This window comes from Streptomyces sp. NPDC023541 (assembly GCF_055559995.1).
Genome location: NZ_JBVHJO010000012.1, coordinates 210,449 through 224,531, shown reverse-complemented (window position 1 = coordinate 224,531; position 14,083 = coordinate 210,449). Strand labels below are relative to the sequence as shown.

Genomic DNA, 14,083 nt, shown 5'->3' with positions numbered 1-14,083 from the left:
GGCAACACCAAGCCCGCACCAGCCACTACAAACGACGCGGCCACACACCACCAGAAGCCAACAAACCATCAAAGCAAACACCGTTGCAGTACTAGAAGCCGAGCAGCGGCCTAGAAGCCGAGCAGCGACTGCTCGGCCCAGATGGTCTTGCCGACCGGGGCGTGCCGGGTGCCCCAGCGCTGGGCCAACTGCGCCACCAGCAGCAGACCGCGCCCGCCCTCGTCGAAGGTCCGGGCCCGCCGCATGTGCGGGGCCGTGCTGCTGGCGTCGGAGACCTCGCAGATCAGGGTGTCCTTCTCGTGGATCAGCCGCAGCTGGATGGGCGGCTCGCCGTACCGGATGGCGTTGGTGACCAGCTCGCTGACCAGCAGTTCGGTGACGAAGGACGCCTCCTCCAGCCCCCACGCCGCCAGCTGGTCCGTGGTCTGCCGGCGGGCCTGGGAGACGTCGGAGGGATCGGAGGTCAGGTCCCACACGACGACCTTGTCGGCGTGCAGGGCCCGCGTCCGCGCCACGAGCAGGGCCACGTCGTCGTCGGGACGGTGGGTCAGCAGCGCCGTCAGGACCCGGTCGCAGACCGTGTCCAGTGTGGAGGCGGGCTGCGCGAGCGCCCCGAACATCGCGTCCAGGGCCTCGTCGATGTCCCGCTCGCGCGGCTGCAGCAGCCCGTCCGTGTAGAGGGTCAGCACGCTGCCCTCGGGAAGGTCGACCTCCAGCGTCTCGAAGGGCAGGCCGCCCAGGCCCAGCGGTGGGCCGGCCGGCACGTCCAAGAGGTACACCGAACCCTGCGGGGAGACCACTGCCGGCGGCGGGTGACCGGCCCGGGCGAGCGTGCAGCGCCGGGTGACCGGGTCGTAGACCACGTACAGGCACGTCGTACCGATGCCGCCGGCGCTCTCGTCGACGGCGTCCCGGCCGCCCTCATCGTCGGACAGGTGGATGATCAGGTCGTCGAGGTGGGTGAGCAGCTCGTCCGGCGGCAGGTCGACGTCCGCCAGCGTGCGTACGGCGGTGCGCAGCCGGCCCATCGTCGCGGAGGCGCGGATGCCGTGGCCGACGACGTCGCCCACGACCAGGGCCACCCGCGCACCGGAGAGCGGGATCACGTCGAACCAGTCGCCGCCCACACCCGCCTCGGTACCGGCCGGAAGGTAGCGGGAGGCCGTCTCCAGCGCCGGGTGGTCGGGCAGCGTCTGCGGGAGCAGACTGCGCTGGAGCGTCATGGTGCTGGTGTGCTCCCGCGCGGACCGGTGCGCCGTGTGGATGCTCGTGGCCGCCCTGCCCGCGAGCTCCTCGGCCAGCGTCAGGTCCTCCGGCAGGAAGGGCTCCCGGCTCTTGCGGCGTCCGAAGACGGCCACGCCGAGACGGACGCCGTCGGCGTGCATCGGCACCACCAGCATCGAATGGGCCCCGTGCGCACCGAGCCAGGCGGCCGCCGGGTCGCGCGCCATCCACTCCGCGACCGCCGGGGCGGTCGTCGCGTACACGGCACCACGACCCGAGGCCAGACATTCGGCGGGCGGCGACAACGGTGCGTAGACGGCCGTCTCACCGACAGCGACCCGCCCCTCGGAACTGCCTTCGACGGCCGACCGCACCGCGGTACGGCACACGGTGACGGGACCCGACGGCGGGCCGGAGGCGTGGCCGTTGCCGCGCGGCAGGGGTTCGAGCAGGTCGACGACCGCGAAGTCGGCGAGCCGCGGTACCGCCACGTCGGCGAGCTCCTGCGCGGTACGGGTGCTGTCCCCGGTCGTCCCGATGCGCGCGCCGGCCGCGTCCGGAAGGATCATCTGCTGCGTCTCGACCTCGGCCCCCGTCCGGTCGTGCGCGGCCAGGTACACGGCGCGCACGACACCGTCCCGGTCCCGCAGCGGGGCCACCGACGTCGCCCAGCCGTGCTCCGCGCTGACCCCCGTGGCACGGACGAAGGCCTCCATGTGCTGCGGCTCGCCGGACTCCAGCGCCAGGCGCATCCGGTGCTCGGTCTCCTCGCTCACCGGGTCCGGGGCGATCTCCGGCAGGCGCAGCCCGAGCATCTCGGACTCCGTGAGGGACAGCGTGCGCTCCATGCCCGCGTTCGCCCGTACCAGCCTCAGATCGGCGTCGAACACCGCCAGAAAGCAGGGCGACTGGGAGAACGACCACTCGTGCAGCGGATCGCCCCACGAGGAGCCGTCACCGCCCCGCCCGCCCGCCACCGCGGACACCACGTACCACTTGGTGCTCCCGCCGGTGGACGTCCAGCGGTGCGCGAGCAGCCCCTGTTCAAGGCGCCTGCCGTCCCGGTGGCGCAGCGTCACGGTGCCGCTCCACCGCTCCTGCTCGGGCGGGATACGGCGCGCCTCGTCGCCGACGGGATCGGCCAGCAGGAACTCGGCGGCCCGCCCTACCACCTCGGCGGGCGCGTAACCGAGCAGCCGAGCGGCGCCTTCACCCCACTCGGTCACGATGCCCTGCTCGTCGACGGCGGCCGTCGCCGTGTACGCGGGCTGCTGGGGGGCATCGGTCTGCTCCGGCCGCTCACCGGGAGGGGTGGGAAGTTGCTCCATCGCCGCTCATCTCGCCCTCGCTAGATCCGTCACCGCTGTCCCACGGGACCTGCACGGCCAGGGGCCCCACTGACAAGCATCATCCGCCGGGGCAAGGAGCACCAACGCAGTGCTGCCGTGAGGGGTGTCCGGCCGGCCGGTGCGCCAGCACGAGGGCGAGGACCGCGTCGCCCGCCCGCCACACCATCGCGCGGCGCCGTCCGCCCAGGACGGGCGGCCCGAGGCCGAGGAGCACGACGCGGCGCGGGGCGGCACCGAAGACGGAGCTCCGGTCCGCCTTGACCGCGGCCTCCTTCAGAGCCCAGGCGGCGGCCGCGGCCTCGGGACCGTGCGCGGCGACCAGGGCGAGCTCCCCGGGGGACAGGACGTGGTCCGCTACGCGGCGTACCGCGGCCGCCGAGGCGGTCTCGCACAGGTCCACCCCGACCGGATCCGGTGCGAGGGCCGCCGCCACATGCCGGGCGGTGTGGCTGATCGACACGTGCACCGCCGGCACCGGGACGCCGCCGACCACGACGCGCGGACTGCCGTCGTCGCGCGGCAGGACCTCCACCTCGCCCGGCGGCACGGCGAGCGCTTCCTCCACCAGGCGCTTGGCGAGCAGCCTGCCCTGCGCCCACTCGGCCCGCCGCCACGCCGGCAGCGCCTGAAGCACCCGCCGCTCCGCCTCCGAGAGGGGCGGTGGCCGGTACGGTCCGGAGCGCCGGGCCACGGCGAGGGCGGCTCCGCCCCACCGGTGGACCGGGCCCGGGGCGAGCGGCGGGAAACCGGGCCGCACGGCGCTGTCGCCGCTCATGCGGCACGCACCGCGTCGAGCCCGCTCAGCTCGTGGGCGAGTGCGGCCACGGTGTGGCGGATCTGCCCGGACGTGTGGTCACGGGTGACGAAGAAGCGCAGCCGTGCCATCTCCTCCGGTACGGCCGGGTGGAGGATCGGGTTGACGCTGACGCCCCGCCGGAACAGCGCCTCCGCCAGGCGCAGCGCCTTCAGCGAGTCACCGACGATGCACGGGACGACCGGCGTGCCGTGGCTGTCCCCGGTGTCGACGCCCGCCTCGCGCGCCAGGCGGACGAACAGCGCGGCGTTCTCCGCCAGCCGCGCCACCCGCTCCGGCTCGTCGCGCAGCAGCCGCAGGGAGGCCAGGCACGCGGCGGTGTCGGCCGGGGTCATGCCGGCGCTGTAAACGAAGCCCGGAGCGGTGTAGCGCAGGTACTCGACGACCGGACGGTTCGCGGCGACGTAGCCGCCGCAGCCGGCGAGGGCCTTGGACAGCGTGCCCGACCACAGGTCGACGGCCCGGCGGTCGATGCCGAAGTGCTCGCCGACGCCGGCGCCCGTCGCGCCGGTCGTTCCGAGGCTGTGCGCCTCGTCGACCATCAACAGGGCGCCGTGGCGTCGCTTGACCTCGACGAGGGCGGGCAGGTCGGCGATGTCGCCGTCCATGCTGTAGACGCCCTCGACGACGACGAGCACCCGCCGGTACTGGTGGCGGACCCGGTGCAGGAGGGCGTCGAGGGCGGCGGCGTCGTTGTGGGGGAACGGCCGCCGGGTCGCGCCCGACAGCCTGCAGCCCTGGAGGATGCTGTCGTGGGCGAGCGAGTCGTGGACGACGAGGTCACCCGGCCCGAGGAGGTGGCCGATCACGGTGACGTTGGTGGCGTGCCCGTTGGCCAGGGTGACCGAGGCCTCGCAGCCGAGCAGGTCGGCGAGCTCGGCCTCCAGTTCCAGATGGAGCGGGCGGCTGCCGGACAGCAGCCGGCTGGCGGACACCGAGGTGCCGTAGGTCTCGATCGCCTCCTTCGCGGCCTCGTTCACCCGGGGGTGAGTGGCCATGCCCAGGTAGTTGTAGCCGGAGAAGGACAGCAGCCTGCGGCCGTCGACGACGGTCGTGTCCGTCATACCGCCCTCGTGCACGACGAAGTACGGGTTGGACAGGCCGGTGCCGGAGAACGCGCCGATGCGTTCGGCGTGGGCGGTGACCTCCGGGAAGCAGTCGATGCGTGTGTGCTGCTCGGGCAGCGCCGCGGGCACTGCGGCGGCCTCCGGTGCCGGCTCGGGGACGGGCTCCGGGGCAGCCAGCCCCGGAGGTACGTCGCCTGCGGCGCGCTGCTCGGGGACGGCTCCCGGAGTGGTGCTCCCGGTGACGCCCGCGACGGCCGCAGCGACGCCCCCGACGGTCGGCCGGTCCGCGGCCCGCTCGTCGAAGGTCCACAGCGGCCACTGCCGCTGCAGGGCGGTGAACAGGTCGGTCAGCATCAGGGAGTCGAAGCCGAGGTCGTCCACCAGCAGCTGCTCGGGGCGCAGGTGGCCCACCGGGAACGCGCTGATCCGGGCTATGTGCGCGAACACGGCCTCCGTGACCTCGCCGGCGTCCCCGGCCGGTCCGGGCTCGGCGACAGGCACTGCGGGCTGCGCGACAGGCACTGCGGGCTGCGCGGTGGCCGCCGGGCCGGCGGCCGCCGCGCAGCCGGACTCGGCTGCGGAGAGGCGCGACATGAGGTCCACCTGCTGCCGGACCGCCTGCCGCAGATCGTCCATGGGGTGGGGCACCGGGTCCGCCTGGTCCTCCTTCGACGGGGCCGGCCGCCCGGCCCAGTAGGACTGCCCGGCGAGCCTCGCCACCGGCAGGTCGACCAGCCTGCGGACCTCCGCCGGGACCAGGACGCGCGGATCGACGGGGACGCCCAGGACCGCGAGCCGGGCGAGGGCCCGGACGAAGTCGCGTCCGCCGTCCGGTGTCGTGCCGCTCGCGGCGACGACGTGCACGTCGGACCGGTCGGCGAGGTTGCGGCGGACCGGGTCGAGGAGCGATCCGCCACCGCTCACCTGCAGGAAGAGCCGCGCCCCCGCGTCGTACGAGGCGCGCACGGCATCGCCGAACCGCACCGGGACGGAGGCGTGCCGCGCCCACAGCTCGCGCAGCTCCTCGGGGTCGGCGCACAGCTCCGCGCTCACGGACGAGACGAACGGCAGGACCGGAGCGCTCACGCGGCGGCCGGCGAGGTCCGCGCGCACGGCCTCCTCGGCGCAGGCGAGCCGCGGTGAGTGGAAGGCGTTGGAGACGTCCAGCTCCACGGTGACGATGCCCGCCTCGGCGCAGGCCCGCCGCAGGACGGCCAAGCCCTGCTGCGTGCCGCTGACCACGACCTGCCGCGGCTGGTTGAAGCAGGCCGGCCACACGTCGTCGATGCCGACGACCAGCTGCCTACAGGTCTCCCTGTCGGTCTGTACGGCGACCATCCCGCCCCGCAGACCGTTCTCCGCCCGCCGGAGGGCCTCGCCGCGGCGCACCAGCAGCCGGACGGTCTCGTCCGCGCCGAGCGCGCCGGCCGCCGCGGCCGCGGCGAACTCCCCGGCGCTGTGGCCGAGCGCCAGGTCCGGGGCGACACCGCATTCGGCGAGCAGTCGGGTGGCGGCGATCTGGACGGTACCGAGCAGCGGCTGGCACACCTCGGTGCCGGCGATCCGCCGCCTGAGCTCCTCGTCACCGCCACCGTCACCGCCACCGTCGGCGGCCGCCGGGACGCCGTACAGCAGCCCGGCGAGGTCGAGGCCCGCGTCGTCGCGTGCCACGGAGCCGAGGGCGTCGAAGGCGGCCCGGAAGCCGGCGAACCCCTCGTACAGGTCCCGCATCATTCCCGGACGCTGGCTGCCCTGACCGGGGAAGACGAAGGCGATGCGGCGCCGCGCGGCCGGCAGGGGAGCATCCGCCGCGAAGGCACCCCCGCCGAGGTCACCGCGGGAACCGTCCGCGAGCCGCGCGCGGGCGCGCAGCAGCCGCCGGACGAACTCGTCCGTGTCCGCGGCCACGACCGCCAGCCGGGCCTTCAACGGCGCGCGCCCGCCCAGGGTGTGCGCCAGCGCTCCGACCGGCGTGCGGGGGGCGCGTTCCACCGCGTCCAGTACGTCGCCGATGTGCAGGTCCAGCAGCTCGGCGTCGCCGGCCGAGAGCAGGAGGACCTGCGGTGTGCTGTCCGCGCCGCCGACGGTCGCCGTCGTGCTACTGGCCGCCGGGGCGGGTGCGGGTGCGGGGGCGGGTGCGGCCGCCGGGGCGGGCGCGCATTCCAGCACCACGTGGACGTTCGTACCGCCGAAGCCGAAGGAGCTGACCGCTGCCCGCCGAGGGCCGCCCGTACGGGGCCAGGGCCGCGCGCTCTCGGCGAACCGCAGGCCCGCGGCGGAGATGCCCAGGTCGGGGTGGGGAGTGGTGCCCGGCTGCGGCACGATCGTGCGGTGGTGGACGACCAGGGCCGTCTTGATCAGCCCCGCCATGCCCGCGGCGGCCAGGGAGTGCCCGATGAGCGCCTTGCCCGCGCCGAGGTAGCACAGCGAGGGGTCGTCGTCGGGCCACTCGGTGCGCAGCCGCCGCAGCGCCTCGACCTCGGCGCGGTCGCCGGACCGGGTGGCGGTGCCGTGGGCCTCCAGGAAGCCCACGGAGGACGGGGCGACGCCGGCGTCGTCGTACGCCCGGCGCAGCGCGCGGAGCTGGCCCTCCGGGGCGGGAGCCAGCGGTCCCGGGGACGCGCCGTCGTTGGCCGAGCCGACTCCCTTGATCACGGCGTAGACGCGGTCGCCGGCGGCGAGCGCGTCCACGAGGGGCCGGATGACGACGGCCCCGGCGCCCTCGCCGAGGACGAAGCCGTCGGCCTCCTCGTCGAACGGGCGGCACACCCCGGTGGCGGAGAGCGCGCGCAGCGTGGAGAAGCCGATCAGGCTGTCGGGGGTCAGGTTGACGTAGACGCCGCCGACGACGGCGATCCGGCAGCCGCCCTGGCGCAGCTGGGCGACGGCCTGGTCCAGGGCCACCAGGGAACCGGAGCAGGCGGCGTCGACGGCGAAGCTGGGGCCGCCGAGGTCGAACTGCCGGCTGACGGTGCCGGCCGCCATGTTGAGCAGGCTCCCGGGCAGGCTGAAGGGCTGCACGGTGCCGAGGCGTCCGGCGTGCTCCTTGACCGCTTCGAGGACGCCGTCCTCGTCGGCCGCCGACCGCCGCGCCTGGTCGGCCAGGGCGATGGCCCGGATCGGGGCCGTCATGACGTCCTTGTAGTCGGACACCGACATCGCGCAGAAGACCCCGGTGTTCTCCCGGTCGAAGTCGCCCCGGCCCAGCCCCGCGTCGTCGAGGGCCTCGCGGGTGACGTCGAGCATCAGCCGGTGCTGGGGGTCCATGGCCCGGGCGCGGGCGGGTGGCACCCCGTAGTGCAGGGCGTCGAAGCGGTCCACGTCGTCGAGGAAGGAGACCTGGTCGGTGTAGGCGGCATGGGGGGCCGACGGGTTGCCGGGCTCGTGGAAGGGGCGGTGGTTCCAGCGTTCCGCCGGGACCGCGGAGAACCGCCGTTCCCCGCTCATCAGAAGCTTCCAGTAGGCGCGGACGTCGCGGGCTCCGGGAAAGCGGCAGCCGAGTCCGACGATGGCGATGTCGTTCATGACGGGTCTTCCTTGTCGTGGTGCCCGGGCCGGACGGCAGCCGGGGTGGTGGGGACGGTGGGGCAGGTGGGGCAGCTGAGGGCGGGGACCGCGGCCGGGGAGGGCTGCGGTGCGGGCCGCGGCCGGCACACGGCGCACTCCGGGAGGCGCGCGGTGGGTGCCGGGCGGTCCGGCGGCGGACCGGACGCCGGGCACGCCACCCCGCGCCGCAGGGGCCAGGGCGCCCACCAGTTCAGACCGCCCGCCAGCCGCATGAGCGCCGGTACGAGGACGCCCCGGACGAGCGTCGCGTCGAGGAGGACGCCGAGACCCGCGCCGATCCCGAAGAACTGCAGGAGCGAGACCTGGGAGGTGCCGAAGCCGAACAGGGTGAAGGCGAGCAGCGCGCCGGCCGTCGTGACGATGCCGCCGGTGCGGGCGATGCCCGAGACGATCGAGGCGTCGTCGTCCTGCCCGGCGTCGTGCGCCTCCTTGATGCGCGCGAGGACGAACACCTCGTAGTCCACCGACAGGCCGAAGACGATGCAGAACAGCAGTACCGGCATGGTGGTGCTGAGCGGCCCGGGGGTGAAACCGAGCAGGTGGTGCAGATGGCCCGCCTGGAAGATCCACGTCATGGCTCCGAGCACCGCCGCGAGGCTCAGGGCGTTCAGCGCGATGGCCTTCAGCGGCAGCAGCAGACTGCGGGTGAAGGCGAGCAGAAGTACGAAGGTGGTCGCGGTGATCAGGCAGAGAGCGAGCGGAATCCGGTCTCCCACCGTGGCCTTGGCATCGACCAGCACCGCGCTCGGCCCGCCTACGAGGACATCGGTGCCGGCCGGGCCGGGGGTCGCCCGGACGTCGTGCACGAGCTGCTGGGCGGCGCGAGAACGGGGGTCCACCAGCGGCACCACGGTGAGCCGGGCGTGGCCGTCGACGACGTCGGCGGACCGGGGGTCGGCGGGGCGGGCTCCGGCAGGCCGGGCTTCGCCGGACCGGGCCCCGGCGGACCGGGCTTCGCCGGACCGGGCGGAGCCGGGGAGCGGGGTGGACGCCCCGCCGCGGAAGGTGCCCTCCGGCGTCACGACCTGTGCGACCTGCGGCAGCGCGGACAGCCGGCGGGCGTGGTCCTCCCGCGCCGATGGGGACGCCGTACCCGTGGTGAGGACCGTGAGCGCACCGGCGCCCTTCATGTCGAACGCGTCGCGCACCAGGTCACCGGTCTGACGGCCGGCCGAACCCGCGGGCAGCGCCCTGTCGTCGGGAGTGGCGAACCCGGCGTGGGCGAACGGGCCGGCGAGCAGCGCCAGCAGCCCGATCACCGGCAGCGCCGCCAGCAGTGGGCGGCGTACGACGATCCGCGCCAGCCCCTCCCAGAAACGTGAGCGCGACCCGGAGTGGACCCGGCGGCGCCAGGGCACCGCCCAGGCGTTGACCCGCCGGCCGAGCAGCGCCAGCAGGGCCGGCAGCACGGTCACGGCGCTCACCGCGGCGATCGCCACGACGGCGATGCCCGCGTAGGCGAAGGAACGCAGGAAGTACGGCGGGAACACCAGCAGGGTGGCGAGCGCGGCGGAGACCGTCGCGGCGCTGAAGGCGATGGTGTGGCCGGCGGTGCGGACGGTCCGCAGGGCGGCGGTGCGCTGCCCGTGGCCGGCGGCGAGTTCCTCGCGGAACCGGGAGACGACCAGCAGCCCGTAGTCGATGCCCAGGCCCAGGCCGAGCGCCGTGGTGAGGTTCAGCGCGAAGACGGACACGTCGGTGACGCTGCCGAGGACGCTCAGGGCCAGCAGGGTCCCGACGACGGCGAGAACGCCGATGAGCAGGGGCAGGGCGGCGGCCACGACACTGCCGAACACCAGGACCAGCAGGATCAGCGTGCCGGGCAGGACGACGGCTTCGGCCCGCTTCAGGTCGGACTCCGAGAGGTGCTGGAGCTCGGCGTCGACGAGCGCGGGCCCTCCGACCCGCACCGTCAGGGGCGCCGTCGTCACCCCGGCGTCGGCAGAGGTGGTCAGTTCCTCGCTCAGCCGCTCGACCCGTGCTCCGAGCCGGTCCCCCTCGCCGTCCACGTGCGCGACCACCATGGCCGCGCGTCCGTCCCGGCTGCGCAGCTCGGCCGCGCCGCCGGTCCAGTACGAGGTCACCGCGTTCACGTGCGGTTCGGCGGCGAGACGCCGGGTCAGGGCCTCGCCCGCACTCCGGGCCGCCGGGCCGTCGACCGTGCCGCCGCGGGCCTGCGCGACGACGACCAGGTTGGGGGAGGCCCCGGAATGCCGGGCGGCGACTGCCGCGGCGCGGCTGGACTCGGACCGCGGATCGTCGTACCCCTGCGTCTTGAGCCGGCCGGTCGCCCCCGCGCCGAACACGGCGGACAGCACGAGGAAAACGAGCGCGGCGAGGAGGACCGGTCGGGGACGACGGGTCACGAAGCTTCCTGCACGACGGAACATCGGGGCCTCCGGTCCGGATCGCATTTCGCTCCTGCTTTTCCGCAGGACGGTCGATTGCCACCCTGCCCGGGGCGGGGGAGAGGCCGTAGTCCCGGCCATTCGTTACTTGACAGGAGGTGCACCCGCCGGAAAGAGGGTCGGCGGAGGGCCGCAGGGATCTCCCCGGGCGTCAAGTCACGCGTTCCAGTGGCATGACGCCCGCACGTGGACCGGGGTGTATTCGACGTACGCCTTCACCGGAAATCCCCGGGGGCCGGTCCCTGAATCGGATGGAGAATCGTCGTGTTCGAGTGTTCTTGGATCCGCGGTGTCGTTCTCGCCGGAGCCTCCGTGGCCCTGGTGGGAACCGGCATCGGCCTGCTGGCGACCTCGATGGCCGCCCCCGCCGCAACCCCGCGCCCGGCCGTCGTGCTCCTTCCCCCGGACGCCGCGGGCGCCATTCACACGGGGTATTCCACGGTGACCGTGAAAAAGCCGGATTTCGAGGAGCGCGTCAAAAGGGACCTGAAGCCGGGACCGAGGCCCGGTGGGTGAAATGCGCCGCGGGAAGGTGGCGCGCCGCCGCGAGTCCGGCCGGGACCTGCGCCGTGCCGTCCGCCTCCGCTCAGCGCAGTACGGCCGCCAGCAGGTCGGCGCCCAGCGCCGTCAGGTCGGGCAGGTTGAGGGTGTAGCGGACGTACCGGCCGCGCCGACGGGCCGTGAGCAGACCGGCGCGGCGCAGGACGGCGAGATGACGGGACACCTCCGGCGGTGACAGTTCCCAGGCATGGGCCAGCTCCCTGGTGGTGTGCGGGCCTCGGGCCAGGGTGCGCAGCAGCCGCAGTCGTACGGGATGCGAGAGCGCCTCCAGCCGGAGGGTGACCGTTTCCAGCGACACCGGCTCCGACGGGCTCGGCTCGGCCACCGGGTACTGCACCACCGGCTGCCACCCGGGCGCGTGCACCACCGCCAGGTGGGGGCTGCCGAAGACGCTGGGTATGAAGGTGACTCCGGTGCCGTGGGCGGCGGTCGCCTTGTCCAGGAGCTTGTCCACGACGATGCAGTCACCGTCCGGTGCCAGGGACACCGCGCCGGACACGGATGCGAGGGCCGTTCCCACGCCCTCGCGCCTCAGCAGGTCGTTCTTCACGCGCAGGTCGGTGGCGAGGCGTACGGCGACGTCCGCCCAGGCGGTGTCGAAGAAGGCCTCGGCGCACTGTTCGAGGGTGCCGCGCACCCGGGCCCGTACGGCGGCCGGGTCCGCCAGCAGCCGATCCGCGAAGGCCTCCTGCCGCACGCCGCGGGCCTGCGCCAGATCCAGGGCGCGCTCCCGCGCGGTCGCGTCGGTCAGCGGCGACGGCGCCCCGAACCGGACCCGGCTGCTGCCGCAGGTGGTGACGAGCGCCGCGGTCACGTAGGGCCCGTCGTCGATCCGGTCCACCTCGTCCAACTCCTCCGCGAGGGTGGGCCGGGGCCGGGCCGGGAGCAGGAAGTCGGCCTGCGAGGAACGCCACAGGAAATCGGCCTCCCGCAGGCGCTCGGCCAGCTCCGGCCGCATCCCGGCCCAGACTTCCCCGGCCCAGTCGGCGAACTGCGGATGGTGCCCCGGCTCCGCCAGCACGTGCAGCATCGCGGTCAGTTCGGCCAGCGGGGAGGCGGCGAACCGCAGTCGTCCGGACGGCAGCCCGCCGATGTCGATCCTCAACGTCACCCGCTCAGCATTCCCGACCGCAGGGCCTGCGGCGACACCGGGTTGACGATGTCCGTCAACCCACGTGCCCGGTCCGGCCGTCGCACGCACCTTGACGCCATGGGAACCACCACCAAGATCCGGCCGCGCGCCCTCGTCCGCGCATCCGGAGGCCCCCGCTATGCCGTCGCCCTGGCCGTGGACGCGCTCGGCACCGGCCTGCTGCGGCCCTTCCTGCTGCTCTACGGGGTGATGGTGCTGCGGCTGTCCGCGCCGGCCACCGGCATCGCCATGACGGCCGGCATCGTCGTCGGCCTGGTGGCCGCGTGGAGGAGTTCCAGGAAGGACGAGGTGCTCGGCGCGGCGCCCGCTCGCGCAGGGCGGCGTACGGTCCGGCAGGTGGTCGAGGAGGCCCGCCGAGAAGATGCCGGCCTCGTGACCGGGGCGGGCGGCTCACACGCGGGGGCAGCGGGCCGTGAGCGGTTCGGTGCGGCGCGGCAACCGTCGCGGTGACGCCCCGAAACGCCGCGCGGCGACAGTCGTCCCCATGCCTCCCGCGACCGCCACCGCCCCGCCCGCACCCGCGCCCGCACCGGCACCCGCCGGACCGCCGTGGCCCGGGGAACTGCCCTGGGCCGAGGCCCGGATGCGGGCCCACGCGGCGCCGCGGCCGTCCGCCGCCCGTTCGGTGCCGCTCGCGGACGCAGGCGGGCTCACGCTGGCCGACGCCCTGCGCACCCCGCATCCGCTGCCGGCGTTCGACACGGCCGCCATGGACGGGTACGCCGTTGCGGGCACCGGCCCCTGGCGGGTCCGCGGAGCCGTCCGGGCGGGCACGGTCTGGCCGGGAGCGCTCGCCGCGGGGGAGTGCGTGGGGATCTCCACCGGCGCGCAGGTCCCGGCGGGAGCGTGCGCCGTGCTGCCGGTGGAGGCGGCCCTGGCCGGCGACGACGGCCTGGTGTCCGGACCGCTGCCGCCGCCGGGCCGGCACATCCGGCGCGCCGGTGAGGACGCCCCGGCCGGCCGCCCGCTCGCCCCGGCGGGCACCCCGATCGGCCCGGCGCTGCTCGGACTCGCCGCGTCCTGCGGCCACGACACCCTGCCAGTACGGCCCGCGCCCCGGGTCCGCGTCCTGGTCACCGGGGACGAACTGGACCACGCCGGCCCGCCCGGCCCGGGGCGGGTGCGCGACGCCCTCGGGCCCGCCCTGCCCGCCCTGGTCGTCGCACTGGGCGGCGAGTGCCGCGACGTACGGCACGTCCACGACCGGCCGGCGGGGTCACTGGCCGAGGCCGTGCACGGCACGCGGGACGCCGAGGTCGTGGTGGTCACGGGCTCCACCTCCGTGGGTGCCACCGACCAGCTGCGCCGGCTGCTGGCCGAGGCCGGGGCCCGGCTGGTCGTCGACACGGTCGCCTGCCGCCCCGGCCACCCGATGCTGCTCGCCGAACTGCCCGCCGGAGGCTGGGTGGTGGGGCTGCCCGGGAACCCGTACGCGGCCCTCGTCGCCGCCCGCACCCTGCTCGGCCCACTGCTCGCCGGACTCTGCGGCCGGGCCCTCGACCCGCTGCCACGCGTGCCGGTGACCGGGTCGCTGCGTCCCGCCCCCGGACTGACCCGCCTGGTACCCGTCACCTGGGACGGCGCCGGCGCCCGGATCGCCGCAGGCCACGGCGCGGCCTTCCTCCGGGCCGCCGCCGTCGCGGACGCGCTCGCCGCGATCCCTCCGGACTGGACGGACGGCACCCCCGCACCCCTGCTGCTCACCCCTTGAGGGGTCACGCGTACGAGCACGAGCGACCCTCGTAGGTCGGCCTGACGGGGTCGCGCACGCAGCCGCACCTGCCGGCCGTGCCCGGGCCATTGGAAGGTGAGGTCGGCCCGCGGACGGCGAGCCGGCCCACCTTCGGGCTGGATCCGTGGCCGGCGGACTGCCGGCCCGATCCATGGACCGCCTTGAGGATCAGGACGCGCGGTCCGGGTCACCGGCTCGTCGCCGGTCG

The 14,083-nt window shown here is 75.1% G+C and carries 7 protein-coding genes and 1 pseudogene; 3 read left to right on the top strand and 5 right to left on the bottom strand.

Annotated features, from left to right (window positions below):
* Positions 1-110 precede the first annotated feature (110 nt).
* The 4 genes from ACZ3X1_RS27445 to ACZ3X1_RS27430 all read right to left on the bottom strand — a co-directional run bounded on the left by ACZ3X1_RS27445 (position 111) and on the right by ACZ3X1_RS27430 (position 10,387).
* A complete protein-coding gene (locus ACZ3X1_RS27445) occupies positions 111-2,552 on the bottom strand; it encodes a SpoIIE family protein phosphatase (protein WP_467281318.1) in 2,442 nt (813 codons plus the stop codon).
* 79 nt (positions 2,553-2,631) lie between these two features.
* A complete protein-coding gene (locus tag ACZ3X1_RS27440; RefSeq protein ID WP_467281317.1) occupies positions 2,632-3,348 on the bottom strand; it encodes a 4'-phosphopantetheinyl transferase family protein in 717 nt (238 codons plus the stop codon).
* A complete protein-coding gene (locus ACZ3X1_RS27435) occupies positions 3,345-7,979 on the bottom strand; it encodes a type I polyketide synthase (RefSeq protein WP_467281316.1) in 4,635 nt (1,544 codons plus the stop codon). The genes ACZ3X1_RS27440 and ACZ3X1_RS27435 overlap by 4 nt, the downstream gene beginning before the upstream one ends.
* The gene (locus ACZ3X1_RS27430) at positions 7,976-10,387 is read right to left on the bottom strand and encodes an MMPL family transporter (RefSeq protein ID WP_467281315.1); all 2,412 of its coding nucleotides are present in this window, start codon (positions 10,385-10,387) and stop codon (positions 7,976-7,978) included. The genes ACZ3X1_RS27435 and ACZ3X1_RS27430 overlap by 4 nt, the downstream gene beginning before the upstream one ends.
* A gap of 306 nt (positions 10,388-10,693) precedes the next feature.
* Between ACZ3X1_RS27430 and ACZ3X1_RS27425 the strand changes: the two genes are divergently transcribed.
* Positions 10,694-10,945 (top strand): hypothetical protein, encoded by a 252-nt coding sequence (locus ACZ3X1_RS27425; RefSeq protein WP_467281314.1) that lies wholly within the window; start codon positions 10,694-10,696, stop codon positions 10,943-10,945.
* A gap of 70 nt (positions 10,946-11,015) precedes the next feature.
* Here the strand turns inward: ACZ3X1_RS27425 and ACZ3X1_RS27420 are convergent, their stop codons facing one another.
* Positions 11,016-12,101, bottom strand: a complete 1,086-nt coding sequence (locus ACZ3X1_RS27420) for a DUF5937 family protein (protein WP_467281313.1) — start codon at positions 12,099-12,101, stop codon at positions 11,016-11,018.
* Positions 12,102-12,200: 99 nt separating this feature from the next.
* Here ACZ3X1_RS27420 and ACZ3X1_RS27415 point away from each other — a divergent pair.
* A pseudogene (locus tag ACZ3X1_RS27415) lies at positions 12,201-12,401 on the top strand (MFS transporter); the annotation flags it as partial.
* Between the two features lie 226 nt (positions 12,402-12,627).
* A complete protein-coding gene (locus ACZ3X1_RS27410) occupies positions 12,628-13,854 on the top strand; it encodes a molybdopterin molybdotransferase MoeA (protein ID WP_467281312.1) in 1,227 nt (408 codons plus the stop codon).
* Positions 13,855-14,083: the final 229 nt, after the last annotated feature.

Excerpts from the sequence above, each read along its gene's own strand:
- ACZ3X1_RS27440 (WP_467281317.1), bottom strand. The coding sequence starts at position 3,348 with ATGAGCGGCGACAGCGCCGTGCGGCCCGGTTTCCCGCCGCTCGCCCCG.
- ACZ3X1_RS27445 (WP_467281318.1), bottom strand. The coding sequence starts at position 2,552 with ATGGAGCAACTTCCCACCCCTCCCGGTGAGCGGCCGGAGCAGACCGAT.
- ACZ3X1_RS27410 (WP_467281312.1), top strand. The coding sequence starts at position 12,628 with ATGCCTCCCGCGACCGCCACCGCCCCGCCCGCACCCGCGCCCGCACCG.
- ACZ3X1_RS27435 (WP_467281316.1), bottom strand. The coding sequence starts at position 7,979 with ATGAACGACATCGCCATCGTCGGACTCGGCTGCCGCTTTCCCGGAGCC.